We start from the raw sequence: 25,755 nt of genomic DNA, 5'->3' as shown, positions 1-25,755 counted from the left end.
TAATGACTTCTTATACAGACCGACCAGGCAAGCTGGTGCTGCCGCTGTTAGTCACGTTACTGGCGAATGGCTGCGCGTATATGCCGCATACCCCGCTGGTACCCGGCGCAACGTCTGCCTCGCCTGCACCCGCCGCGCCGCCGGTTCCCAACGGTTCGATTTTCCAGTCCGTTCAGCCGATGAACTATGGTTATCAGCCTCTGTTTGAAGACCGCCGTCCGCGCAATATCGGCGATACGCTGACCATCGTCTTGCAGGAAAACGTGAGTGCGAGCAAAAGCTCCTCCGCGAATGCCACCCGCAACGGGTCAACGACATTCGGTGCAGCCACCACACCACGCTATCTGGAAGGTCTGTTCGGCAATGCGCGCGCCGACCTTGATATGACCGGTGCCAACACCTTCGCCGGTAAAGGCGGTGCTGCGGCCAACAACACCTTCAGCGGCACGCTGACCGTGACCGTCGGCGAAGTGCTGGCCAACGGCAACCTGAAAGTGGTCGGTGAAAAACAAATCGAAATTAATCAGGGAACCGAATTTATCCGGTTCTCCGGTGTGGTCAACCCACGCACCATCAGCGGTTCCAACGCCGTTATCTCCACGCAAGTGGCGGATGCGCGCATCGAATACGTGGGCAACGGCTACATCAATGAAGCGCAGAACATGGGCTGGTTGCAGCGGTTCTTCCTAAACTTATCGCCGTTATAACGAGGCAATCATGCGAAAACTTCTCTCCGGTATCTTATGTCTGGCGGCTTCCGCCCTGGTGGTACTGCCCGCATCCGCCGACCGTATTCGTGATTTAACGACAGTACAGGGTGTGCGTGATAACGCCCTGATCGGCTACGGCTTAGTCGTCGGCCTCGACGGAACCGGTGACCAGACCACGCAGACGCCGTTTACTACTCAGACGCTGACCAACATGTTGTCCCAGTTGGGGATCACCGTTCCGGCGGGTACCAACATGCAGCTGAAAAACGTGGCGGCCGTGATGGTCACCGCCAAAATGCCGCCGTTTTCCCGTGCCGGTCAGGCGATAGATGTTGTGGTGTCTTCGATGGGTAACGCCAAAAGTATTCGCGGCGGAACCTTGCTGATGACGCCAATGAAAGGGGTGGATAACCAGGTTTACGCACTGGCACAAGGTAACGTGCTGGTCGGCGGTGCCGGGGCTTCAGCCGGGGGCAGCAGCGTCACGGTCAACCAGGTTTCCGGCGGGCGTATCACCGGCGGGGCGACGATTGAACGCGAACTGCCGAGCACGTTCGGCACGCAAGGCGTAATCAGCCTGCAACTGAATGACGAAGATTTCAATCTGGCACAGCAGGTCAGCGATGCCATCAACCGTCAGGGGCTGGGCACTGCGTCGGCGCTGGATTCCCGCAACATTCAGGTGATCGTACCGCGCGGGAATACCTCGCAGGTGCGCATTCTGGCGCAGATTCAGAACATCGAAGTTAACGTCGGGCCGATGGACGCGAAAGTGATCATCAACTCCCGTACCGGTTCGGTAGTGATGAACCGCGACGTCACGCTGGACAACTGCGCCGTGGCGCAGGGCAATCTCTCCGTGGTGGTCGATCGCCAGAACGACGTGAGCCAGCCGAATACGCCATTTGGCGGCGGCCAGACCGTGGTGACGCCAAATACCAATATTTCCGTTCGTCAGTCCGGCGGGTCGATTCAGCAGGTGCGTTCGAGCGCCAGCCTGAATAACGTCGTGCGCACACTTAATGCGTTAGGCGCGACGCCTATCGATCTGATGTCCATCTTGCAGGCCATGAAAACAGCCGGATGCCTGCGTGCTGATTTGGAAATTATCTGATGAGCGATCTGATGTCGATGTCAGGGTCGTTTGACCCGCAGGGTGCGGCGTATGACACCAATTCCCTGAATAAACTGAAGCGGGATGTTTCGCAGGATCCGCAGGCCCACATCAAAGAAGTCGCCAAGCAGTTCGAAGGCGTCTTCGTGCAGATGATGCTGAAAAGTATGCGTCAGGCTTTGCCGCAGGGCGGGATCCTGGATAACCAGTCCACCAAACTTTATACATCGATGTACGATCAGCAAATTGCCCAGGACATGTCCGACAAAGGGTTGGGCATGGCCGACATGATGGTGGAACAGCTGACCGGCGGCACCAAACAGCCGTCGGAACTGGCGGGCACCACACCGATGGCGCTGGACGGCGAAGTGCTGAAAACTATGCCGATTCAGGCAATGGAACAGTATCTGCGTAAAGTCATTCCGACCGCGCCAGACCGCACTACCGGCGGCGCGCCGTTGCCGGTCGACAGCGGGCAGTTCGTCTCCAGCCTGAGCATTCCGGCACAGGTGGCGAGTAAAGACAGCGGTATTTCCCATCAGCTGATTGTGGCGCAGGCCGCGCTGGAATCGGGCTGGGGACAGCGCGAAATCCCCACCGCCGACGGCAAACGCAGTTACAACCTGTTTGGCATCAAAGCGGGCAGCAGCTGGGACGGCCCGACCACCAACATCACGACCACGGAATACACCAACGGCGTGGCGAAAAAAGTCCAGGCCAGCTTCCGCGTTTACGGCTCCTACGTGGAAGCGATCAGCGATTACATCAAACTCCTCACCAACAACCCGCGTTATGCCCAGGTGGCGTCTGCCAATACCCCTGAACAGGCCGCACATGCACTGCAACGTGCGGGCTACGCGACGGACCCGAATTACGCCGAAAAACTGGTCAGTGTGATACAAAAAATCAAAGGCGCAGGCGAGCAGGCTGTGAAAGCATACAGCCATGATTTAAAAGATATTTTTTAGCCCTGCAAAACCGTGATTTTTTTCTCAAGTTTTAGCCGTAAAGGCCGATAACACGATCAGAATGGGAAAAGGGGAAAGCCCCGATTCAGTTCCCTTAATTACACGGTGGTAAAAAGTCACCGGCAGCCAAAAGGTCACTCATGTCCAGTAGCTTAATTAATACCGCAATGAGCGGACTGAACGCGGCGCAGGCAGCGCTCAGTACCACCGGGAACAACATCGCAAACATCAGCGTGGCCGGTTATAACCGCCAGACTGCCATCATTGCCCAGAGCAACGGGACATCCACGCCTGTCGGGTACATGGGTAATGGGGTGACGGTGACGGGCGTGAACCGTGAATATAACTCTTTTGTCGTGAAGCAATTGCTGGGTGCCAGTGCATCAGGCAGCGCACTGTCAACGCAGCTTGATCAGGCCAGTTCAATCGATGACCTGCTCGGTGACAGCTCCACCGGCATTGATGCCACCATGGCAACGTTCTTCAAAGGCCTGCAAACCCTGACCAGCAATGCCAGCGACAGCTCGGCGCGTCAGGCTGTTTTGGGTGAAGCGCAGGGCTTAACCGCGCAGTTCAACAGCTCAGCGAAATACCTGAGCGACATGAATACCGCCGTTAACCAGCAGGTGACGCAGAACGTTGACCAGATCAACACCTTTGCTTCACAGATTGCCAAGCTGAACAATCAGATCACCGCCACACGCGGCAGCACAGGGCAGGAACCAAATGCCTTGCTCGATCAGCGTGATCAACTGGTCAGCCAGCTTAATGACATTACCGGTGTGACCGTGACGCAGCAGGACGGTGACACCTACAACGTTTCCTTTGCCAACGGTACGCCGCTGGTGAGCGGTGGGACGGCGAAAACCGTTGTGGCGATGGCGTCGGCTGCGGATCCGTCCAAACTGACCGTTGGTATGACGCAGCCTGATGGCTCAGTCATGCAACTTCAGGAAAGCCGTCTGACCACCGGGTCACTGGGTGGCACGCTGGCGTTCCGCAAAGATAACCTCGAACCGGCCATCAACCAGCTGGGTCAGCTTGCGCTGTCCATGGCTGATGCTTTCAACACCACCAACAAAGCGGGTTTTGATCTCAACGGTGACGCCGGTACAAACTTCTTCTCGTTCACCGGGGCTACCACGGTTGCGAATACCAAAAACACCGGGTCAGCGGAACTGAGTGTCGCCTACAAAGATACGACGGCCGTAAAAGCCAGCGACTACACGATGGCTTATAACGGCACCGCGTGGAATGTGACCCGCGTTTCTGACGGGGCGTCTATTACCCCGACCGCGGGAACTGACAGCAGCGGCAATCCGACGATGGATTTTGACGGTTTATCCGTGTCCGTCACGGGCACGCCAGCCACCAACGACAGCATCACCATCAAAACGGTGAGCAACGTTGCCGGTAGCCTGAATGTCGCCATCAGTGATTCCTCCCTGATTGCCGCCGCAGGTGCTGCGGACAGCGGCGTGAGCGATAACACCAACGCCCAAAAATTGCTGAATCTGCAAACAGCCAAACTGGTGGAAGGTAAATCCACCCTGACGGGCGCGTATGCCAGCCTGGTGAGTAACGTCGGTAACCAGGTGTCTACGCTGACCACCACCAGCACGGCGCAGGCCAATATCGTTACGCAGCTGACCACGCAACAGCAGTCTATCTCCGGGGTTAACCTCGATGAGGAATACGGCAATCTGCAACGTTACCAGCAATATTATCTGGCGAACGCACAGGTTGTGCAGACGGCTTCGACCATCTTTGACGCGATCATCAACATTCGCTGATCTTTGAACTGATAAGGAACTGATGCCATGCGCCTTAGTACCAGTATGATTTACAACCAGAACATGAATGCAGTGTTAGACGGGCAGAGCCGCTTCCAGGCGACCGGCTTACAGCTGTCTACCGGTTCGAAAGTCAGCAAGCCTTCGGATGACCCGCTGGCTGCCTCACAGGCTGTATTAGTGCGTCAGGCACAGGCAGAAAACACGCAGTATTCTGTTGCGCGTACTTTTGCCAACCAGAGCATGAGTCAGGAAGAATCCACGTTAAGCAGCGTGACATCGACCATTCAGGACGCGCAGACGCTGATCGTTCAGGCTGGTGACGGTTCACTGAGCGACGACGACCGATCTTCTCTGGCGACCAAACTGCAAAGCCTGAAATCACAGCTGCTGAACCTGGCTAACAGCACCGACGGTAATGGTCGTTACATTTTTGCCGGTTACAAAAGTGACACGCCGCCGTACACGCAAGATGCGACAACGGGTGCCGTGACCTATTCCGGTGGGACGACGGCGCTGACCCAGCAGGTGGATGCCAGCCGTACCATGACCATCAGCCACACCGGCAATCAGGTGTTCGATTCATTAACCGGTGACGCGCGAGCGGAACCCGATGGCTCAGCCAGTGAATCCGATATCTTCAAAACCATCGACGGTGCGCTGACCGCGCTGAAAACACCTTCAGCGGATTACACCTCAGATACCGAATATTCAGATGCGATTGATAAAGCCAACCGTGGCCTGAACAACTCACTCAACAACGTGCTGTCTGTGCGTTCAGAGCTGGGTACCCAGATGAGCGAACTGGATAATCTGGATACGCTCGGTGATAACCGCGAAGTGGCAAACTCGACCAAACTGAGTAACCTGGTGGATACTGACTGGACGTCCGCTATCTCGACGTACACGCTGCAACAGGTTGCGCTCCAGGCCTCTTACAAAACCTACAGCGCTATGCAGGGCATGTCCCTGTTCCAGATGAATTCCTAAGACTTCCGGCGCGTCGCCTGACGCGCCCGTTAACTCTCTTCGTTATCGACTGCCGTCTGCGGCTAACGCAGATACGCAGGCCTTTTTCTGACTGTACTTAAACCGGGTACGTTCAGCTTTGTATGTCACTTTTTCTAAGGTTGAAGTGACATACGCTTTTTCCTCTTCATATTCCGAACTGGCTCATCGTTGGCGCTTTCGCTCACCCCGGTCACATACTTATTGTATGCTCCCGGGGATTCGTTCAGTTGCCGCCTTGATCCAATCCGGACTATTTCGAGGAACGTTCGGTTTGCTAAATTAATGTCCGAAAAGAGCGAGCAGGACGGGGAACAGGAAAGGGGCGAGGAGGGAGGTGATAATCCCGCAAATCACCAGTGCCAGTGAGCTGAATGCGCCTTCCTGATAATCCATTTCGGCGCAGCGGGCGGTGCCCAGTGCGTGTGATGCGGTACCCATCGCCAGACCGCGTGAGGCTTTGGTGGTGATCTTCAGCACGTTCAAAATACTGTGACCAAACACTGCGCCCAGGATCCCGACAAAAATCACGCACACGGCGCTGATGGCCGGAATACCGTGAATGGATTGTGCGGTGGCCATCGCAATCGGCGTGGTGACGGATTTCGGCATCACTGACGCGGCAATTTCCGGCGTTGCCCCCATCCATAACGCAATCGCCGTACCGGTGGTCATCGCCACGATGCTGCCGATAAAACAGATACTGATGATAGATTTCCAGCGGGCACGGATCTGGTGCAGTTGCTCGTAAAGCGGAAACGCCAGCGCGACGACGGCGGGTTGCAGCAAATCATTGAGGATCTTACTGCCGGCGAAATAGCGGGTGTAAGGGATATTCGTGACCAGCAGCAGAGGGATGATAATCACCATCGACATCAGCAGCGGATTGAGTAACGGCATTTTGAGTTTGATTGCCAGCTTGCGGGCGGCGAAAAACACCAGCAGCGTCAGCGGAAGTGACCACAGGATATCAATCATTTTTTCTTCTCCGCCTTGTCAGTCACCGTGCCGCGATCCCCGTGGATATAGTGGGAACAATAGGCGACGACCAGCAACACAATAATCGTACTCACCAGACAAGACACCACCAGCGGGCCGAACTGCGTGCGTAACTGCTCGTAGTAATTCATTACCCCGACGCCGATGGGCACGAACAGCAACGCCATATAGCGGATCAGAACATTGCAGCCCGGTTTGACCCACTTAAACGGCAAAATTTGCGTGGAAAGCAGCCCGAACAGGATCAGCATCCCGATGATGCTGCCGGGGATAGTGATCGGTAAAAGAGATGAAATCGCGTTTCCGGCGAACAGGCACAGGTATATCAGGATAAATGCCCGGATATAGTTAAATGCCAGTGACAATACGTTGTTCATAGTGATTTGCCCGCTTGAATGATGTATTCATCATACAATTAAGATGTGATCTGCGCCACATAACTCAGTATGAAATTTAGGAATGAAGTGTATGCGATCTGGGCGTTTAAGAAACGAGGAAAACGTGTTTGATTTTTGGGCTGGAAGCCCGAAGCCCGCAGTTTAAAGTCGAGCGAATTTATTAAATGGACCGAGAAATTTTCGGTTTTTCAATTGCAGTGATTGCTCAGCGGCTCGCGCCGAAACCGACCAAAGAGGCCCAGGACGGGGCCTCTTTGGAATCTCCACGTCTTTTTACAACCCGCGCTATCGCTCGCTGGCTATATTTCAGCAACTCCTGCTATTGCCGCGAAAACTTGCCGCTGCGCGGTACCTTCATTTCGGTATTCGAGCCTTTCGGTCTCGAAACACTCATTCAGCAAGCTTTCTGAAAGCGGCTGGAGGCTTTTTCAATTCAAAATCAGCCTGCATCTATCTTCCGAATTACATAGCCTTTGGCCGCTTTCAAAACGACGTTGAGAGAGTGGTGAGAAACAGCGAGAGGTTTTTTTCGAGCAGGTTCGAACCCGAAGCGAAAGTACCGCGCAGCGGCGGTGTTTGCGGCAATAGCCGGAGTTGCTGAAACATACTTTACAAGCGGCAGCGCGCAGTTAAAAAGCGCGGGTGTCCAGAGGGCGCGCGCGTTAACGCGCCCTTTGGGCCAGTTTGGGCGGCGAGCCCAAGGTGTTGAATTTGTTTTTAAGCCTGTTTGTGTGGCAACCCACCCTCCGGTATCACAATCCGGGTGCTTTCCACATCGACGTCGTCAGTTGCCTGTCCACCAGCCTCAGCTGATCCGCGTACACTTCCTGCCAGTTGGCTTTCTGCACCAGATACTTCGCGTGATTCGCCACGTCCGGCTGATATTCCCGTTCCCAGCGCACCAGCGCTTCTCCGGTTTCGGCCAGCGAGGCATAAACGCCTGCCGCGACACCTGCCGCAATCGCACAGCCTAACGCGGTGGCTTCTTTCACGACCGGCACGTTGACCGGCACACCCGTAACGTCACTCAGAATCTGACACCACAGTTTTCCTTTTGAACCGCCGCCGGAGAACACCAGCGATTTTGCGCGCACGCCGGAAAAACGGGCGATCATATCCAGATTACAGGCCGAGACGATCGCGGCGTTTTCTTCCAGCGCGCGGAACAGCGTCGGTTTATTGCACTTTTCCGGGTCGATGGACAGATTGATAAACGACGGCGCGGCGTGATACCAGTTTTTAAAATGCATCGCATCGGAAAAGACCGGTGTCACGCCCCACGAACCCACCGGCACGCGGGCGGCCATGTCTTCCAGCAGGCTGTAAGTATCCACACCCAGCCGTCCGGCGAGGGTTTTTTCCTCGGTGCAGAACGCATCGCGGAACCAGCGCATCGTCAGGCCGGTAAAGAAACTGATGGATTCGGCCTGGGCCATGCCGGGAATAACGTGCGGATTGACGCGGATGTTCATTTCCGGATCGGTGACCGGCTCCGGTAAATTCACAATCTGCTGCCAGAAAGTGCCGCCTAAAACGGCGGTCTGACCTGGGCGCACCAGCCCCAAACCGAGCGTGCCGAGCTGGGCATCGCCGCCGCCCATGCCGACGGGGGTTCCGGCTTTCAGGCCGCTGAGTTCCGCTGCGCTGGCAGTCACATAGCCCAGACGCGTGCCGGTTTCGGCGACCGGGGAAAGCATATCGGCGCGCAGACCGGCCATGTCTAACAGCTCAGGCCGCCAGTTGCGGGTCGCCAAATCCAGCATGCCGGTGGTACCGGCGTTAGACGGGTCAACCGCCAGCTCGCCGCTGAGCATATACGCCAGCCAGTCGCTGATCATGGTGACGGTCGCGGCCTGACGGTAAATATCTGGCCGATGGTGCGCCAGCCACAGCAGGCGCGGCATGGCGCTGAGTGCCAGCGTCTGGCCGGAGCATTCATACACTTCGCGTTCAAATTCGAAATCGTGAATTTCTTTTAGCTCGGAAACTTCACGGCTGGCGCGGGCATCGACGTTGGCGCAGGCCCAGACCGGTTCGCCGGATTTATCGTAGAGCACAATCCCTTCGCGCATCGAACAGGCGGCGACGGCGCGGATGGCGGAGGCGGGGAGATGCGCTTCGTGCAGCGCCTGGCGGATACACTGGCAGGCCAGTTGCCAGTTTTTGTGCAGATCAAACTCCATTGAACCGGGCACATCCGGCAGTGCCAGATGGATCCACTCGGCCTGTCCGGCGGCAATCTGTTCGCCTTCGAGATTGAAAATCACCGCACGGATACTGCCGGTACCAGCATCCAGCGCCATTAAATAGCTACGATCGTCGTCAGAGTTCAGGGTAGAGGTCATCGCTACGTTCTCTCGTGCCAGTTTATCGGGCACCGTTTACCTGACCGCCACACCCCTCACTCCCTGCGGGTCAGCCGAGCAACGCCAGCATGGCTCTTGCTGTGCTCTCTTCAGTAACCAGTGCGTTAATTCGTTTGCCTTTCAGCGCCGCGACGATGGCTTCGGCTTTCTCGACGCCGCCTGCCACGCCTAAAACGGTCGGAATACTGGCCAGATCGGCGGGCGCGACGGCGATCAGTTCATCGTGGATCGCCATGTTTTCCGCCAGTTCGCCGTTTCGCTGCATAAAGAAGCCGAGGATGTCGCCGACCGCGCCTTTGCGGCCAAACAGCAACTGCTCGCCTTCGCTGATATAACCGGAGCGCAAGATCGTCGCTTCCTGTTTCTGGTTCAGCGAACCGATGCCGACCACCGCGATATCCGCCGCGCAGGCCGCCAGCATCACGTCATGAACATTGCGTTCCTGCCGGAAAATCGCTGCCACGCTGGCCGATGAGGCACGCAGCGGCGCGGGAATAATGCTGACGCCGCAGGCCGCGTCGAGCTGTCCGATGCCGGTCATATACGGCCCGACACCGCCGGAAAGCGTGACCATCCTGATCTGCTGCGAGGCGATAAAGCCGCTCAGATGTTGCAGCGTGCTCATGGCCGTTTCGCCAAATCCGACCGCCAGCAGTTGTTGGGGTTTCAGCAATGTCATCAGCATATGCGCCGCGCCGACACCCAGACGGGCGCTCAGCGAACCGTCTGCAAGCTGCGGCAAAACGCGGATCTGCTGCAAACCAAAACGTTCGAGCAGGGTGTTTTCCAGCGCCAGACACCCCTCAAAACGCGAGTTGATTTGTACGCGGATCACCCCGGATTGCCGGCCTTTTTCCAGCAGACGCGACACTTTCAGCCGCGTCAGGCCAAGTCGTTCACCAATCTCATTCTGGGTCAGACCGTCGTGGTAATAGAACCAGGCGGTGCGCGCCAGCAGTTCCTCTTCGCCCATGCTGAATTCCGGATGGTTAGTCAGATCAGAAAGCGTTGTCTTATCATTCATAGTGAACACTTATCAAAATGTAGATCAATTGTTCGTTAACGGAATGTTGTTAACTGTGATGTGTCAGGCAAATTTAAAATGAATTCTGGCTGAATCATATCGCAGAATCTATGAGTTGAACAAACTGTGATCCGCGCAAAAGTTTTCCTCAGCGCGTCAGACTAGGTTTATGAACAATGTTAAATGATAAATACATTTGTTCAATAAATGTATCTAGCCTGAGGTTGATGTATGCCACACAGTGAGCATTCAGCACATTCCCCGATATCTGCCGCGCCACTGCTGGAAGTGAGCGGTGTCAGTAAAAGCTTTTCCGGCGTGGCGGTGCTGAAAGATATCGATTTCAGCCTGCAACGCGGTGAAGTTCATGCGCTGCTCGGCGGCAATGGCGCGGGGAAATCCACGCTGATGAAAATCATTGCCGGTGTTGAAACCGCGGACTGCGGCACGATGCGTTTAAACGGTGAACCGCTGCTGGCACGCTCGCCCGCAAAAGCGCATCAGGCCGGAATTTATCTGGTGCCGCAGGAACCGATGCTATTTCCCAGCCTGACCGTGCGCGAAAACATCCTCTTCCGTTTACCGGCGCACCAGAACAGCGAGAAAAAGCTGCAACAAACGCTGACGGAGCTGGGCTGCAATCTGCCGCTCGGCGCGCTGGCAGGCACCTTGGAAGTGGCAGACCAGCAACTGGTGGAAATCCTGCGCGGGCTGATGCGAGACGCCCGTCTGCTGATCCTCGATGAACCGACGGCCTCGCTGACACCGGCGGAATCCGCCCGCTTATTCACTCAGGTTCGCCAACTGACGGCGGGTGGCGTGGGCGTGGTGTTTATCTCGCACAAACTGCCTGAAATCCGCGCCATCAGCGACCGCGTCAGCGTCATGCGCGACGGCAAAATTGCCCTGAGCGGAACGCTCGCAGAGCTGGATAACGACGCCTTAATTCGTGCCATCACGCCGCACACGCAGGACGCCGCCTTACCGGCAGAACAAAAACTGTGGCTGGATTTACCCGGACCGCGTCGCCACGCGTCGGCAGGAAACAGGGTGGGGCACGAGCCGGTTTTACAGGTGCTCAATCTCACCGGTGAAGGGTTTATCAATATTTCATTTAGCGCCCGCGCCGGGGAAATCGTCGGGCTGGCAGGCGTTGTGGGCGCAGGGCGGACCGAACTGGCGGAAACGCTGTACGGCCTGCGTGATGCCCAACGTGGTCAGGTACTTCTGATGCAGCAAGACATCAGCGGGCTGAACACCGTACAACGCCTGAAAAAGGGGCTGGTCTATCTGCCGGAAGACCGGCAGGCGTCCGGTTTATACCTCGATGCGCCGCTGAGCTGGAACACCACGTCGCTGACGTTTAACCGGCAAAGCTGGTGGCTGAATATCAAACGTGAGGCGGCGGTACTGGAGCGTTATCACCGCGCGCTGGGCATCAGATACCGCGACGGCGCACAAACGGCGCGCACGCTCTCCGGCGGGAATCAGCAAAAACTGCTCATTGCCAAATGTCTGGAAGCGCAACCGGCGGTGCTGATTGTCGATGAACCGACGCGCGGCGTAGACGTTGCCGCCCGCGCCGACATCTATCAGCTGCTGCGAAACGTCGTGGAACAGAACGTCGCGGTCATTCTGATTTCATCGGATCTGGACGAAATTGAAGGGCTGGCCGACCGCGTTTTCGTCATGCATCAGGGCGAAATGAGTGGCGAATTGCAGGGCAGTGAAATCAACGTCCACAACATCATGCACATTGCCTTTGGTAATCATCCCCAGACGGCCACCCCCGGAGGAACCTCATGCTGAAGCGGATCCAAAACAACCGCGAACTGACCGCACTGATGGCAATTATCGCGCTGTTTGCGCTGCTCGGCGTGATGGACAGCGAGTCCTTCAGCTTCCAGACGCTGAGCATGATTTTCGGCAGCGCGCAGATCCTGATGCTGCTGGCGATGGGCGCGACGCTGGTTATGCTGACGCGCAACATAGACGTGTCGGTCGGGTCCATCACCGGCCTTTGCGCGGTGACGCTCGGCGTTTTGCTCAACAGCGGCGCTGACCTGACGCTGGCTTGCTTGCTGACACTCGGCACCGGTTTGCTGGCGGGATTGTTCAACGGTGTGCTGGTCGCCTGGCTGCGCATTCCGGCGATTGTCGCCACGCTGGGGACGCTCGGTTTATACCGCGGCCTGATGTTGCTGATGACCGGCGGCAAATGGATTGAAGGCTTACCCGCCGGGCTGAAATCCCTGTCGGCTCCGGTGCTCCTTAACGTCTCCGCGCTCGGCTGGCTGGTGATGGTTCTGCTGGTGGCGATGTTCTGGGTGCTCAGCCGGACGGCGTTTGGTCGCAGCTTTTATGTGGTCGGCGATAACTTACAGGGCGCACGCCAGCTCGGTGTGGCGGTGAACCGGGTGCGTATTCTCGCGTTCGGCATCAACGGCGTGATGGCTGCCATCGCCGGAATTGTTTTCGCCTCACAAATCGGTTTCGTGCCTAACCAGACCGGCAGCGGGCTGGAAATGAAAGCCATCGCGGCCTGCGTGCTGGGCGGGATCAGCCTGCTCGGCGGCACCGGTTCACTGCTCGGCGCGGTGCTGGGCGCGTATTTCCTGACGCAAATCGACAGCGTGCTGGTGTTGCTGCGTCTGCCTGCGTGGTGGAACGACTTCATCGCCGGACTGGTATTGCTCGGCGTTCTGGTACTCGACGGACGGTTGCGGCAGGCGTTGCAGAAAAACCTGCGCCGCCAGAAATATGCCCGTTTTCTCGCCGCCAGCCCGCCGGTTCAGAAAACATCTGCCGGACATAAAAACCCGCAGCCGAAACATCTCACACGCCGGTTAAGCACCGGCAAAAAAAGCGGGGTGATGTGATGAATTTCTTACGCCACTACGGCTGGGAAGCGGCATTGCTGGCGCTGCTGATCTTTGAAATTGCGCTTTTTGGCTTCGCAAACCCGCGCATGCTGGATGCCAGTACGCTGCTGTTCAGCACCAGCGACTTCATCACCATCGGCATTGTGGCGCTGCCGTTAACGCTGGTGATTGTCAGCGGTGGCATTGATATTTCGTTCGGTTCGACCATCGGATTGTGCGCCATCGCGCTGGGCGTGTTGTGTCAGGCGGGGGTTCCGCTGGCGTTCGCCATCATCCTGACGCTGGCGCTCGGTCTGGCCTGCGGCCTGCTCAATGCGGCACTCATACTCTATACCGGCGTCAATCCGCTGGTGATCACCCTAGGCACGTTGTACCTGTTTGGCGGCAGCGCCTTGCTGCTATCCGGGCTGGCGGGCGCGACCGGTTTTGAAGGCATCGGTAACTTCCCGGATGCATTTACGAATTTCGCGAATCAGGTGATTTTCGGCCTGCCGATGCCTCTGCTGATTTTTCTGCTCGCCACGCTGTTTTTCTGGCTGCTGATGCACCGCAGCCGCACCGGCCGCAACGTCTTTCTGATCGGCCAGAATGCCCGCGTGGCGCGTTACGGCGCGTTGCCGGTCAGCCGCACGGCGTTTGCATTATACGGCATGACCGGGCTGGCGTCGGCGGTGGTGGCGATCACCATGACGTCCTACTTCGGTTCCGCGCGTTCTGATCTCGGCGTCTCCTTGCTGATGCCCGCGATCACCGCCGTGGTGTTAGGCGGAGCCAATATTTACGGCGGTTCAGGTTCCATTCTCGGTACGGCGCTGGCGACGCTGCTGATCGGGTACTTACAACAGGGTTTGCAGATGGTCGGAGTATCCAGTCAGGTGTCCAGCGCGCTTTCCGGTGCGCTGCTGATTCTGGTGGTGATTGGCCGTTCTGCCAGCCTCAACCGTGGTCTTATCCGCAGTGTTTTCCAGCGTTATCGCCAGCGCGGGTCTGCGTCTTCTCCTTCTTTATTCACCAAATGAACCGGGGTGCAAGATGAAAACAAAAATGCTGAAAACCATGCTGATTGCCAGCGCCGTGAGCCTCGCGTGCCTGAGCGCGCAGGCCGCCGAACGTATCGCGTTTATCCCGAAACTGGTGGGTGTCGGCTATTTCACCAGCGGCGGTAACGGCGCAACCGCGGCGGGCAAAGCGCTGGGCGTGGATGTCACTTACGACGGCCCGACCGAACCGAGCGTGTCCGGTCAGGTGCAGATGATCAATAACTTCGTCAATCAGGGCTTCAACGCGATTGTGGTGGCGGCGGTTTCTCCGGACGGCCTTTGCCCGGCGCTCAAACGCGCCATGCAGCGTGGCGTGAAAGTGCTGACCTGGGATTCCGACACCAAACCGGAATGCCGCTCGATTTACATCAATCAGGGCACACCGCAACAGCTCGGCTCAATGCTGGTCGATATGACCTCCAGCCAGGTCACTAAAGAAAAAGCCAAAGTGGCGTTCTTCTACTCCAGTCCGACGGTTACTGACCAGAACCAGTGGGTGAAAGAGGCGAAAGCCAAAATCGCCAAAGAGCATCCGGGCTGGGAAGTAGTGACCACGCAGTATGGCTATAACGACGCCACCAAATCACTGCAAACCGCCGAAGGGATCCTCAAATCTTACGGCGATCTGGACGCCATTATCGCGCCGGATGCTAACGCACTACCGGCCGCCGCGCAGGCGGCAGAAAACCTCAAACGCACCAATGTGACCATCGTCGGCTTCAGTACGCCAAACGTCATGCGCCCTTACGTCGAGCGCGGCACGGTGAAACAGTTCGGCCTGTGGGACGTCGTCAGTCAGGGCAAGATTTCGGTTTACGTCGCCGATCAGTTACTGAAAAAAGGCGAACTTAACGTGGGTGACAAGCTGGATGTGCCGGGCGTCGGAGCGGTGGAAGTGATGCCGAACAGCGTGCAGGGCTACCAGTATGAGGCCAAAGGCAACGGCATCGTGTTGCTGCCTGAACGCGTGGTCTTCACCAAAGACAATATTGCGAAATACGATTTCTGACGATAACGGTTTGCAGCTAAGGAGATACTGAAATGGCAGATTTGGACGATATCAGAGACGGTAAAAACTTCGGCATCGGTACGCCGCAGGAGAACCATGCATTCTTCCTCAAGGGCAGCGGACAGCTCGACTGGGGAATGCAGTCGCGGCTGGCGCGGATTTTTAATCCGGATTCCGGCCGCACCGTCATGCTGGCGTTTGACCACGGTTATTTTCAGGGGCCGACCACCGGCCTTGAGCGTATCGACATCAACATTGCGCCGCTGTTCCCGCATACCGATGTGCTGATGTGTACCCGTGGCGTGCTGCGCAGCGTGGTGCCCGCCGCCATTAATAAACCGATCGTGATGCGCGCCTCCGGCGGCAATTCTATCCTGACTGAGCTTTCCAACGAAACGGTGGCCGTCGCCATCGAAGACGCACTTCGCCTGAACGTTGCTGCGATGGCCGCACAGGTTTACATCGGCAGCGAACACGAACATCAGTCGATCAAGAACATCATTCAGCTGGTGGATCAGGGGATGCGTTACGGCATGCCGACGATGGCGGTGACCGGCGTCGGCAAAGATATGGCTCGCGACCAGCGTTATTTCTCGCTGGCAACGCGCATTGCGGCGGAAATGGGCGCGAACATCATCAAAACCTACTACGTGGACAGCGGTTTCGAGCGCATAGCCGCCGGTTGCCCGGTGCCGATTGTGATTGCCGGCGGCAAAAAACTGCCGGAACGCGAGGCGCTGGAAATGTGTTATCAGGCCATCGATCAGGGCGCATCGGGTGTGGATATGGGCCGCAACATTTTCCAGTCCGAATCGCCGGTCGCCATGCTGCACGCGGTCAAAGCGGTGGTGCATGAAAACGCCAGCGTGGCGCATGCCTACGAACTGTTCCTGAGTGAAAAGGGGTAAATCATGGAAGTGACGCTGGTTGAGATTAATGTGAAGCCGGACAAAATTGACGAGTTCCTCGAAGTGTTTCACGCCAATCATCTGGGCGCGGTAAAAGAAGAGGGCAACCTTCGGTTTGACGTGTTGCAGGATGAGCACGAACCGACGAAGTTCTTCATCTACGAAGCCTATCGGGATAACGAAGCGGTGCTGGCGCACAAGAAAACGCCACATTATCTCCGATGCGTTGAGGCGCTGGAGGGGATCATGACCGGGCCACGGAGGAAAACAGTGTTTAAGGGGGTCTACCCGTAGGGGGTTTTGATTTCAATTTTTGGTTTTAAATTCAAAATCAAGACCTTGGGCTCGCCGCCCAAACTGGCCCAAAGGGCGCGTTAACGCGCGCGCCCTCTGGACACCCGCGCTTTTTAACTGCGCGCTGCCGCTCGCTGGCTATTTTCCAGCGGCTCCGGCGAGTGCCGCAAAATCCCGCCGCTGCGCGGTTCCTTCCAGTCGGATTACAAACCGCGCGAAAAGAGTCGCGGTTTTCCACCTCTCCTTTCAGCGTGATTTTTGAAAGCGGCCAGAGGCTTTTTAGTTCACAACCTCGCCATGACATTCATAATTTTGAAATACAAAGAAGCCTCAGAATCGATTTTTGCAAAGTTGAGATGGCGCGCTCAGAAATTTTGCTGACCGAGGGTTCGAGACCGAAAGGCTCGAAGCCCGTAGGGAAGGCACCGCGTAGCGGCAGGATTTCGCGCCACGCGCCGGAGTGACAGAACACGTCCATCGACCCAGCGACAGCGCGTGTTGAAAAATGCGAGGAGGAGTCCAGAGGAGGAAAAGCACTTTCCTCCTCTGGTCGGTTTCGGCGCGAGCCGCTGAGCGAACACCGCAATTGAGAAACCGAAATATTCTCGGTCAGAGCCCCAGCCGCAAGCGAGAAACCGAAACTTACAACGTATTGCTTTTAAAAACGCCCCCGATGGCTAATCGGAAATCACATCAGCCCCTCGAGCCTCACATATAACTCCCTGAAGACTTCGCGTCGTGCGAGATAATCTGCGTGCTTCACCATATCCGGTTCATGTACCTGTTCCAGCAGCAGCGGGGGTAAAAACTCCGCCAGCGGTCTCCCCGTATTCACGGCGATCTGCGCCAGTCTGGCAGCACCCAGTGCCGGGCCAACATCTCCGCCGGTGCGGTATTCCAGTGTTTCACCGCTGATATCCGCCAGCATCTGTCGCCAGTACGGGCTGCGTGCGCCGCCGCCGATCAGGGTGATGCTGTGCGGTTTCAGGCCGGTGGCGTGAAGCACATCCATGCCGTCAGCCAGTGCAAAACCGACGCCTTCCAGCACGGCGCGGGCGATATCCGCCGGGCCGTGCTCATGTGTCAGGCCAAATAGCGTACCTTTGGCATTCGGGTTGTTGTGCGGTGTGCGTTCGCCGGAAAGATACGGCAGGAACCAGACCGGGGAAGCGGCAGGGGGCGTTTTTTCGGCCAGACTGATGAGTTCGCCCACGGAGGCGGTGCCGGTAAGTTTTGCTGCCCAATCCAGACAGGACGCGGCGCTGAGCATCACGGACATCAGGTGCCAGGTGTCTGGCAGGGCATGACAGAAACTGTGGACGGCCTGCTGCGGATTACTGAGAAAACCGTCGCTGACCGCGAAATAAACACCGGACGTACCCAGCGATAACATGGCTTGCCCGGTTTTATACAACCCGACGCCCACTGCGCCCGCCGCGTTATCGCCACCGCCGGCAATCACTGGCACGGAATCCATTTTCCAGCGAGAGGCGAGTTCAGGTAACAAGTGGCCGGTTATCTGATTGCCTTCATAAAGCGCAGGCATATGCTCGCGTGTCAGGCCGGTGGCGGCCAGCATCGTTTCGCTCCAGTCGCGTTTCGCGACGTCCAGCCACATAGTGCCCGCCGCGTCTGACATATCGCTGGCGAAAACGCCGGTCATCAGCCAGCGCAGATAATCTTTCGGTAATAAGACCTTATCGATTTTCGCGAAAATTTCAGGTTCATTCTCACGCAGCCAGAGCAGCTTAGGCGCGGTGAAACCCGGCATCATCAGGTTGCCGGTGATCTGGCGTGAATCGGGAACGGTTTTTTCCAACGTTTCGCACTGGCTGAAGCTGCGGCCATCGTTCCATAAAATCGCCGGACGCAGAACCTGCTGATGAGCATCAAGCACAGTGGCACCGTGCATCTGGCCGGTCAGTCCGAGAGCTTTAACGTCTTTGAGCGCGTGTTTTTTGGAAAGGGCGGTTACCGCTTTATCGGTTGCTACCCACCAGTCGGCAGGGTTTTGTTCAGACCATAACGGGTGCGGACGGGAAAGGGTTAACGCCTCACTGTGGCTGGCAATAACCTGACCTTCTTCGCCGAGTAAAATGGCTTTCACGCCAGAGGTGCCCAGATCTATACCAAGATACATACATTTTCCTTTTTCCTGCTCCACGCAGGGCGGTCATGACACCACGGCGCGCGGGTGAAGGGTGGTGGGTGGTGGGTTAACCCGTTTCCTGAACGGACAACGCCCTGCGAACCACAGGCAGCAGGGCGTTGATCCATTCTGATAAATTAACCAAACAGATAACGGTTAACCAGATTTTCCAGACGTTCCTGCTGGCCGCTCTGGTGCTCAGGCGCTAACGCATGTTGCTGCGCATAGCTGCTGAGGGATTCCAGCGACATTTTACCTTGCAGGATTTGCTGACCGAACTCGGTGTTCCAGCCCGCGTAACGCTGCGCGACATGTTTATCCAGTTCGCGGCTTTCAATCATGCGTGCGGCGACTTTGAGTGCCAGCGCCATGGTGTCCATGCCGCCGATATGGCCGTAGAACAGGTCATATTTGTCGGTGCTTTGACGGCGTACTTTGGAATCGAAGTTCAGACCGCCGGTGGTGAAACCGCCTGCTTTGATGATTTCATACATCACCAGCGCATTTTCCTCGACGCTGTTGGGGAACTGGTCAGTATCCCAGCCGCATTGCGGGTCGCCACGGTTGGCATCCACGGAACCGAAGATCCCAAGTGCAATGGCATTGGCAATTTCGTGGTGGAAAGAGTGGCCTGCCAGCGTGGCGTGGTTAGCTTCGATATTCACTTTGATCTCTTTTTCCAGACCAAATTGTTTCAGGAAACCGTACACGGATGCGACGTCATAATCGTACTGATGTTTGGTCGGTTCCTGTGGTTTAGGTTCGATCAGCAATGTGCCCTGGAAGCCAATTTTGTGTTTATGTTCAACGACCATTTGCATGAAGCGGCCAAGCTGTTCACGTTCCTGGCGCAGGTCTGTGTTAAGCAGGGTTTCGTAACCTTCACGGCCACCCCACAACACATAGTTTTCACCGCCCAGCTGTTTGGTGGCGTTCATGGCGTGAACCACCTGTGTGGCTGCCCAGCTGTAAACTTCAGGATTAGGATTGGTTGCCGCGCCCGCGCCGTAGCGAGGGTTGGTGAAACAGTTAGCTGTGCCCCACAACAGTTTAACGCCGCTGGCTTCCTGCTTTTGCGCCAGAACGTCGGTCATGATGGCGAAGTTATTAATATATTCTTTGATTGATGCGCCTTCCGGCGAGACGTCGACATCGTGGAAGCAGTAATACGGGACGTTCAGTTTTTTGAAGAATTCGAAAGCCACATCGGCTTTGCGTTTTGCCAGTTCCAGCGCGTTGCCGGGTTGCTGCCACGGACGGTCAAAAGCGCCCACACCGAACATGTCGTTACCATTCCAGCAGAATGTGTGCCAGTAACACGCCGCAAAGCGAAGATGCTCAGCCATGGTTTTGCCAAGGATCACTTCTTCAGGGTTGTAATGACGGAATGCCAGCGGGTTAGTGCTGTTAGCACCTTCGTAGCGAACGGCGTCGAGCTTGTCGAAATATGCGTGCATTGAATAACTCCTTGAAAACGGGCCCAGCGGGACTGGGAGGCTGAGCTTCTATCTTCAGAGTTGAACGGGCTTCTCACAATTACGTTATTTCACACTCAAATTAATAGAATTATTAAGTGTGCGTCAGATCGCATAAATAAGCCGTTCTGTTTAGTGTTTTTATTCGTTCTCCATGATGCCTCGAGAATAATTGCACTTATGTTGTGCTTATTACAATCAAACCATGATCTCCATCATAATTCCGAGAATAAACAAAAAAACATAACGCAGTGATTAAAATCTGCAATTGCCGATTAATAACCCAGCGGCAACAATCCCTGTGTCATTTCTGTACGAGTTTCTCTGTATCTGCCTCTACTTATTCTTATAAAAGGTCTGACATGATGAAAATGAATAAATTAATTCTTTCTGCCTGTGCCGCTTTAGTATTGTTCAGCCAGTCAGGGCTCGCGAAAGAAATTAAAATTGGTATGGCAATTGATGACTTACGATTAGAGCGCTGGCAAAAAGACCGCGATATTTTTGTGGCTAAAGCCAAAACGCTGGGCGCGGATGTTTTTGTTCAGTCCGCCAATGGCAATGAAGAAACACAGATGGCGCAGATCGAGAACATGATTAACCGGGGCGTCGATGTGCTGGTCATCATTCCTTATAACGGCGAAGTGCTGAGTAATGTGATTGCCGAAGCCAAGCGCGAAGGCATCAAAGTGCTGGCCTATGACCGCATGATCAACAACGCCGACATCGATTTTTATATCTCGTTTGATAACGAGAAAGTGGGCGAACTTCAGGCGCAAAGCCTGGTAGACCGCGTGCCGCAGGGCAATTACTTCCTGATGGGCGGCTCGCCGGTGGATAACAACGCCAAGCTGTTCCGCGCCGGACAAATGAAAGTGCTGAACCCGTTAATCAAAGACGGAAAGATCAAAGTGGTCGGCGATCAGTGGGCTGACGGCTGGTTGCCGGAGAATGCGCTGAAGATCATGGAAAACGCGCTGACGGCCAATAACAACAAGATTGATGCGGTCGTGGCGTCCAACGATGCCACGGCGGGCGGTGCGGTGCAGGCCTTGTCTGCACAAGGCTTGGCGGGCAAAGTCGCCATTTCCGGACAGGATGCGGATCTGGCCGCCATCAAACGTATCGAAGCCGGCACGCAGACCATGACGGTGTACAAACCCATCACTAAACTGGCCAACGACGCAGCGGAAATTGCTGTTCAGCTCGGCAAGGGCGAAACACCAAAATCCAATGCCACGTTAAATAACGGTAAAAAAGACGTTCCTTCTTATTTATTAACACCCATTCAGGTCGATAAAAATAATATCGAAAGCACTGTAGTGGCTGACGGATTCCATAAAAAATCCGACCTTTAATTTTTCAATATTTTCTATGAAAACAACACGTCTTCGCGGAGTGTTGTTTTTATCAGGATAAAATACCATGCCAGAAAAATATGAAAAATCAGCCCTGCTGGATATGCGAAATATCACCAAGAAATTTGGCTCTGTAAAAGCTGTCGATAATATCAGCCTGACGTTATCTGCCGGGGAAGTGTTATCACTGTGCGGGGAAAACGGTTCCGGTAAATCCACACTAATGAAGGTGTTATGCGGTATTTATCCCAGCGGAACGTATGAAGGAGAAATTTATTTTTCAGGAGAACGTCTGACCGCAAAAGGCATACGTGATACCGAACAAAAAGGGATTGCGATTATTCATCAGGAACTGGCACTGGTGAAACAACTCAGCGTGCTGGAAAACATGTTTCTGGGTAACGAGTGGGGCCGTTACGGAATGCTCGATACTGACAATATGTATTTGCGCTGCCAGCGCATGCTGGCGCAGGTGAAGCTGGATATTGACCCGCACACGCCCGTGGGTGAACTCGGACTGGGCCAGCGGCAACTGGTGGAAATCGCCAAAGCGCTGAACAAGCAGGTGCGTTTGCTGGTGCTGGATGAACCGACGGCCTCGCTCACCGAAAGCGAAACCGCGGTTCTGCTGGATATTATCCGCGACCTGCGGCATCACGATATCGCCTGTATTTATATTTCCCACAAGCTCAATGAAGTGAAAGCCATTTCAGACACACTCTGTGTGATCCGCGACGGCAGGCATATTGCGACCTGCGAGGCGGCCAGCACGTCGGAAAAAGACATCATTTCGATGATGGTGGGGCGTGAACTGACCGAGCTGTTTCCTCCCCGTGAACGCCAGATTGGCGAGGAAGTGCTGCGCGTCGAAAATCTCACGGCCTGGCACCCGGTGAACCGGCACATCAAACGTGTCGATAACGCCGGGTTTAGCCTGCATAAAGGCGAAGTGCTGGGCGTCGCCGGGCTGGTCGGCGCCGGAAGAACTGAAACCATGGAATGTTTATTCGGCGTGTATCCGGGGCGGTGGAGTGGCGATATCTGGCTCAACGGCGAAAAAGTAGAAATTACCGGTTGCCGTGACGCCATGCGCCGGGGTCTGGCGATGGTGCCGGAAGACCGCAAGCGCGACGGTATCGTGCCGGTGATGGCGGTAGGTAGCAACATTACGCTGGCGGCGTTAGACCAGTTCACCGGCGGTGGCGTTCTGCGTGAAGCGCAGGAGCAGCACACCATCAGCGAGTCCGTCAGACAGCTTAAAATCAAAACGTCATCTCCCGAGCTGGCGATTGGTCGTCTCAGCGGCGGTAATCAGCAAAAAGCCATTCTGGCCCGCTGCCTGTTGCTCAAACCCAAAATCCTAATTCTCGACGAGCCGACGCGCGGCATTGATGTCGGGGCGAAACATGAAATCTACAAACTGATCGGCCAGCTGGCGGCGCAGGGGATGGCGATTATTGTCATTTCCTCCGAGTTACCCGAAGTGCTGGGGCTCAGCGACCGCGTGGTGGTTATGCATCTCGGGCAGGTCAAAGCCTGTCTGGACAACAATAATTTAAGTCAGGAGCAGGTCATGGAAGCCGCCCTGAGGAGTGAAGCTCATGTCTAAATTTCCCCAATCAGCCACCCCAGCCGCTTCTGCGGACAACGGTGAACCGGGCACTGTATTGCCAATCCCGAAGCTTAAGAACATTAACCTTCAGGTTTTTGTCATGCTGGCGGCCATCGCGGTGATTATCGTTTTTTTCAGCCTGACGACAGACGGCGCGTACATCAGCGCGCGCAATATTTCAAACCTGCTGCGCCAGACCGCCATCACCGGTATTTTGGCAGTGGGTATGGTCTTTGTGATTATCTCCGCTGAAATCGACCTCTCCGTCGGTTCGATGATGGGTTTACTCGGGGGCGCTGCCGCTATTTTTGATGTCTGGTTAGGCTGGCCGTTACCGCTGACCATTGTGGTCACGCTGGCGCTGGGCCTGTTACTCGGGGCATGGAACGGCTGGTGGGTGGCCTACCGTAAAGTGCCTTCTTTTATCGTGACACTCGCCGGGATGCTGGCGTTTCGCGGCATTCTGATTGGTATCACCAGCGGGACCACCGTCGCGCCGACTACACCTGCGATGTCCCTGATTGGGCAAAGCTATCTGCCAGACTCCTTCGGCTTTGGCATTGGTGCCATATCACTGGCGTTGTTTATCGGCTGGCAATGGCGCAGACGTAACCAGCGTGCAGCGCTTGGCCTGCCGGTTACGGGAGCGAAAAACCACGTCACGCGACAGGCGCTGACGGCGATTATTGCGCTGGGCGCGATTTATCTGCTCAACGATTATCGCGGCGTACCGACGCCGGTGCTGATTCTGGTGGCGCTGATGCTGGGCGGAATGTTCATGGCATCACGCACCTCCTTTGGTCGTCGTATTTATGCCATTGGTGGCAACATCGAAGCCGCCAGATTATCGGGCGTCAATGTTGAACGCAGCAAGCTGGCAGTGTTTGCCATCAACGGCCTGATGGTGGCGATTGCCGGGCTCATTCTCAGTTCCCGTCTGGGGGCCGGTTCACCTTCCGCGGGCAACATTGCAGAGCTTGATGCCATTGCGGCCTGTGTCATTGGCGGCACCAGTCTGGCAGGCGGTGTCGGCAGTGTGGCCGGTGCTGTTATGGGGGCATTTATCATGGCCTCGCTCGACAATGGCATGAGTATGCTCGACGTCCCGACTTTCTGGCAGTACATCGTCAAAGGTGCGATTTTACTGCTGGCGGTGTGGATGGATTCAGCCACTAAACGTCGTGCATAAAAACGCTGAAAAAACGTGCGTTTACGAACATTCATGGAGAAAATTCTGAAGAGCCTCACAGATTCTGACGACGAACGCCACGGAGAACCGGCGTTGTGCTATTGACCTGCAGACCCACGGAATCCGCCCTGTTCATAAGGAACAAATGAACAGGGCTTTAGCCTATATGATTATCGGTGAGAAACAGGCATGTTTGAAAAACGTTATCGGATCACGCTGTTATTTAACGCGAACAAAGTCTACGACCGTCAGGTCGTGGAAGGGGTTGGCGAATATTTACAGGCCTCACAGAGCGACTGGGATATCTTCATTGAAGAGGATTTTCGCTGCCGTATCGACAATATTAAAGACTGGCTCGGAGACGGTGTTATTGCGGACTTCGATGACCGGGAAATAGAAACCTTGCTCCAAGACCTCAATGTGCCGATTGTCGGCGTCGGCGGCTCTTATCACCGGGAAGAGGATTATCCGCCGGTTCACTACATTGCGACCGATAACTACGCGCTGGTCGAAGCGGCGTTTATGCATCTGAAAGAAAAGGGCATCAACCGTTTTGCCTTCTACGGTTTGCCGGATGCGGGCGGAAAACGCTGGGCGCAGGAACGGGAATTCGCTTTCCGGAAACTGGTGTCCGCCGAGCAGTATCAGGGCGTGGTCTATCAGGGAATGGAAACCGCACCGGAAAACTGGCAGCATGCGCAAAACCGGCTGGCGGACTGGATACAAACGCTGCCGCAGCAAACCGGCATTATTGCCGTCACCGACGCCCGCGCCCGGCATTTATTGCAGGTTTGCGAACATCTGAATATTCCTGTTCCCGAAAAACTTAGCGTCATTGGTATCGATAACGAAGAACTCACCCGTTACCTCTCCCGCGTGGCATTGTCATCTGTGGTGCAGGGCACGCGCCAGATGGGATATCGCGCAGCAAAACTGTTGCATCAGTTGCTGGATCAGCGCGTTCTGCCGTTGCAGCGCATTCTGGTTCCGCCGGTTAAAGTGGTAGAACGTCGCTCAACGGACTTCCGTTCTTTGCGTGATCCGGCGGTGATACAGGCGATGCATTACATCCGTTATCACGCCTGCAAAGGTATCAAAGTCGAGCAGGTTCTGGACGCGATCGGCATGTCACGGTCTAACCTGGAGAAGCGTTTTAAAGATGAAACCGGGCAAACCATTCATGGCGTGATCCACGAAGAAAAGCTCGACCGCGCCCGCAATCTTCTGGCCGCCACGTCGATTTCCATTAACGAAATCTCGCAAATGTGCGGGTATCCGTCACTGCAATATTTCTATTCAGTCTTCCGGAAAGGCTATGAAATGACGCCGAAAGAATACCGCAGTATTCACGGCGAGAGCGTTTATCAGGAAGTGTAGAAAAGAGCCTGGAAGTGGATAAAAAACCCCGGCGCTGAATAATCGCCGGGGCTTGTATTACTGATTTTTATAACGACTGCTT

At 55.6% G+C, this 25,755-nt stretch carries 22 protein-coding genes; 16 read left to right on the top strand and 6 right to left on the bottom strand.

From position 1 onward, the window contains the following. The first annotated feature begins 2 nt into the window (after nt 1-2). The 5 genes from BV494_RS07410 to flgL all read left to right on the top strand — a co-directional run bounded on the left by BV494_RS07410 (nt 3) and on the right by flgL (nt 5,575). Nucleotides 3-707, top strand: a complete 705-nt coding sequence (locus BV494_RS07410) for a flagellar basal body L-ring protein FlgH (protein ID WP_104924739.1) — start codon at nt 3-5, stop codon at nt 705-707. A gap of 10 nt (nt 708-717) precedes the next feature. Next, the gene (locus tag BV494_RS07405; protein ID WP_104922282.1) at nt 718-1,824 is read left to right on the top strand and encodes a flagellar basal body P-ring protein FlgI; all 1,107 of its coding nucleotides are present in this window, start codon (nt 718-720) and stop codon (nt 1,822-1,824) included. Next, entirely contained in the window at nt 1,824-2,792 is a 969-nt protein-coding gene (gene flgJ / locus BV494_RS07400) for a flagellar assembly peptidoglycan hydrolase FlgJ (RefSeq protein ID WP_104922281.1), read from the top strand. Before BV494_RS07405 ends, flgJ begins: the two co-directional genes overlap by 1 nt. Nucleotides 2,793-2,932: 140 nt before the next feature. Then, a complete protein-coding gene (gene flgK / locus BV494_RS07395; RefSeq protein ID WP_104922280.1) occupies nt 2,933-4,585 on the top strand; it encodes a flagellar hook-associated protein FlgK in 1,653 nt (550 codons plus the stop codon). 27 nt (nt 4,586-4,612) lie between these two features. After that, complete coding sequence (flgL, locus tag BV494_RS07390; RefSeq protein WP_104922279.1) at nt 4,613-5,575, top strand: flagellar hook-associated protein FlgL; 963 nt, start codon at nt 4,613-4,615, stop codon at nt 5,573-5,575. 300 nt (nt 5,576-5,875) lie between these two features. Here the strand turns inward: flgL and BV494_RS07380 are convergent, their stop codons facing one another. Continuing rightward, entirely contained in the window at nt 5,876-6,571 is a 696-nt protein-coding gene (locus tag BV494_RS07380; protein WP_104922277.1) for a CidB/LrgB family autolysis modulator, read from the bottom strand. Further along, nucleotides 6,568-6,969 (bottom strand): CidA/LrgA family protein, encoded by a 402-nt coding sequence (locus BV494_RS07375; RefSeq protein ID WP_104922276.1) that lies wholly within the window; start codon nt 6,967-6,969, stop codon nt 6,568-6,570. Before BV494_RS07375 ends, BV494_RS07380 begins: the two co-directional genes overlap by 4 nt. A 185-nt stretch (nt 6,970-7,154) precedes the next feature. Here BV494_RS07375 and BV494_RS07370 point away from each other — a divergent pair, with 185 nt between their 5' ends. Further along, nucleotides 7,155-7,400, top strand: coding sequence for a hypothetical protein (locus BV494_RS07370; protein ID WP_104922275.1), 246 nt, complete (start codon nt 7,155-7,157; stop codon nt 7,398-7,400). A gap of 342 nt (nt 7,401-7,742) precedes the next feature. On the opposite strand, the gene lsrK is transcribed toward BV494_RS07370, so the two are convergent. Both lsrK and lsrR read right to left on the bottom strand, forming a co-directional pair. Beyond that, entirely contained in the window at nt 7,743-9,335 is a 1,593-nt protein-coding gene (lsrK, locus tag BV494_RS07365; protein ID WP_192938153.1) for an autoinducer-2 kinase, read from the bottom strand. 70 nt (nt 9,336-9,405) lie between these two features. Further along, a complete protein-coding gene (gene lsrR / locus BV494_RS07360) occupies nt 9,406-10,380 on the bottom strand; it encodes a transcriptional regulator LsrR (RefSeq protein WP_104922274.1) in 975 nt (324 codons plus the stop codon). Between the two features lie 231 nt (nt 10,381-10,611). Between lsrR and lsrA the strand changes: the two genes are divergently transcribed. Genes lsrA through lsrG form a run of 6 tightly spaced genes read left to right on the top strand, consistent with a single transcriptional unit; the run spans nt 10,612 to nt 16,513 of the window. Continuing rightward, a complete protein-coding gene (lsrA, locus tag BV494_RS07355; protein WP_104922273.1) occupies nt 10,612-12,189 on the top strand; it encodes an autoinducer 2 ABC transporter ATP-binding protein LsrA in 1,578 nt (525 codons plus the stop codon). Beyond that, nucleotides 12,183-13,259, top strand: a complete 1,077-nt coding sequence (lsrC, locus tag BV494_RS07350; RefSeq protein WP_104922272.1) for an autoinducer 2 ABC transporter permease LsrC — start codon at nt 12,183-12,185, stop codon at nt 13,257-13,259. Before lsrA ends, lsrC begins: the two co-directional genes overlap by 7 nt. Beyond that, entirely contained in the window at nt 13,259-14,281 is a 1,023-nt protein-coding gene (lsrD, locus tag BV494_RS07345; protein WP_104922271.1) for an autoinducer 2 ABC transporter permease LsrD, read from the top strand. The genes lsrC and lsrD overlap by 1 nt, the downstream gene beginning before the upstream one ends. A gap of 25 nt (nt 14,282-14,306) precedes the next feature. Then, nucleotides 14,307-15,311 (top strand): autoinducer 2 ABC transporter substrate-binding protein LsrB, encoded by a 1,005-nt coding sequence (gene lsrB, locus BV494_RS07340; RefSeq protein WP_439958381.1) that lies wholly within the window; start codon nt 14,307-14,309, stop codon nt 15,309-15,311. A 32-nt stretch (nt 15,312-15,343) separates the two neighbouring features. After that, nucleotides 15,344-16,219: a 3-hydroxy-5-phosphonooxypentane-2,4-dione thiolase gene (gene lsrF / locus BV494_RS07335; RefSeq protein WP_104922269.1), complete on the top strand. Its 876-nt coding sequence runs from the start codon at nt 15,344-15,346 to the stop codon at nt 16,217-16,219. 3 nt (nt 16,220-16,222) lie between these two features. Further along, nucleotides 16,223-16,513, top strand: coding sequence for a (4S)-4-hydroxy-5-phosphonooxypentane-2,3-dione isomerase (gene lsrG, locus BV494_RS07330; RefSeq protein WP_104922268.1), 291 nt, complete (start codon nt 16,223-16,225; stop codon nt 16,511-16,513). A 688-nt stretch (nt 16,514-17,201) separates the two neighbouring features. On the opposite strand, the gene xylB is transcribed toward lsrG, so the two are convergent. Together xylB and xylA are read right to left on the bottom strand one after the other, a co-directional pair. Continuing rightward, nucleotides 17,202-18,653 (bottom strand): xylulokinase, encoded by a 1,452-nt coding sequence (gene xylB, locus BV494_RS07325; protein WP_104922267.1) that lies wholly within the window; start codon nt 18,651-18,653, stop codon nt 17,202-17,204. A gap of 146 nt (nt 18,654-18,799) precedes the next feature. After that, a complete protein-coding gene (xylA, locus tag BV494_RS07320; RefSeq protein WP_104922266.1) occupies nt 18,800-20,119 on the bottom strand; it encodes a xylose isomerase in 1,320 nt (439 codons plus the stop codon). Nucleotides 20,120-20,502: 383 nt separating this feature from the next. On the opposite strand from xylA, the gene xylF reads away from it, so the two are divergent. The 4 genes from xylF (at nt 20,503) to xylR (ending at nt 25,673) form a co-directional block, all read left to right on the top strand. Beyond that, on the top strand, nt 20,503-21,495 hold the full coding sequence (xylF, locus tag BV494_RS07315; protein ID WP_104922265.1) for a D-xylose ABC transporter substrate-binding protein: 993 nt from the start codon (nt 20,503-20,505) through the stop codon (nt 21,493-21,495). 67 nt (nt 21,496-21,562) lie between these two features. Next, nucleotides 21,563-23,104: a xylose ABC transporter ATP-binding protein gene (locus BV494_RS07310; protein WP_104922264.1), complete on the top strand. Its 1,542-nt coding sequence runs from the start codon at nt 21,563-21,565 to the stop codon at nt 23,102-23,104. Next, nucleotides 23,097-24,296 (top strand): xylose ABC transporter permease XylH, encoded by a 1,200-nt coding sequence (xylH, locus tag BV494_RS07305; protein ID WP_226790047.1) that lies wholly within the window; start codon nt 23,097-23,099, stop codon nt 24,294-24,296. The genes BV494_RS07310 and xylH overlap by 8 nt, the downstream gene beginning before the upstream one ends. A gap of 189 nt (nt 24,297-24,485) precedes the next feature. After that, complete coding sequence (gene xylR, locus BV494_RS07300) at nt 24,486-25,673, top strand: D-xylose utilization transcriptional activator XylR (protein WP_104922263.1); 1,188 nt, start codon at nt 24,486-24,488, stop codon at nt 25,671-25,673. Nucleotides 25,674-25,755 lie beyond the last annotated feature (82 nt).

This window comes from Rahnella sikkimica, assembly GCF_002951615.1.
Lineage (GTDB): Bacteria > Pseudomonadota > Gammaproteobacteria > Enterobacterales > Enterobacteriaceae > Rahnella > Rahnella sikkimica.
This window is presented reverse-complemented; position numbering and strand designations above follow the sequence as displayed.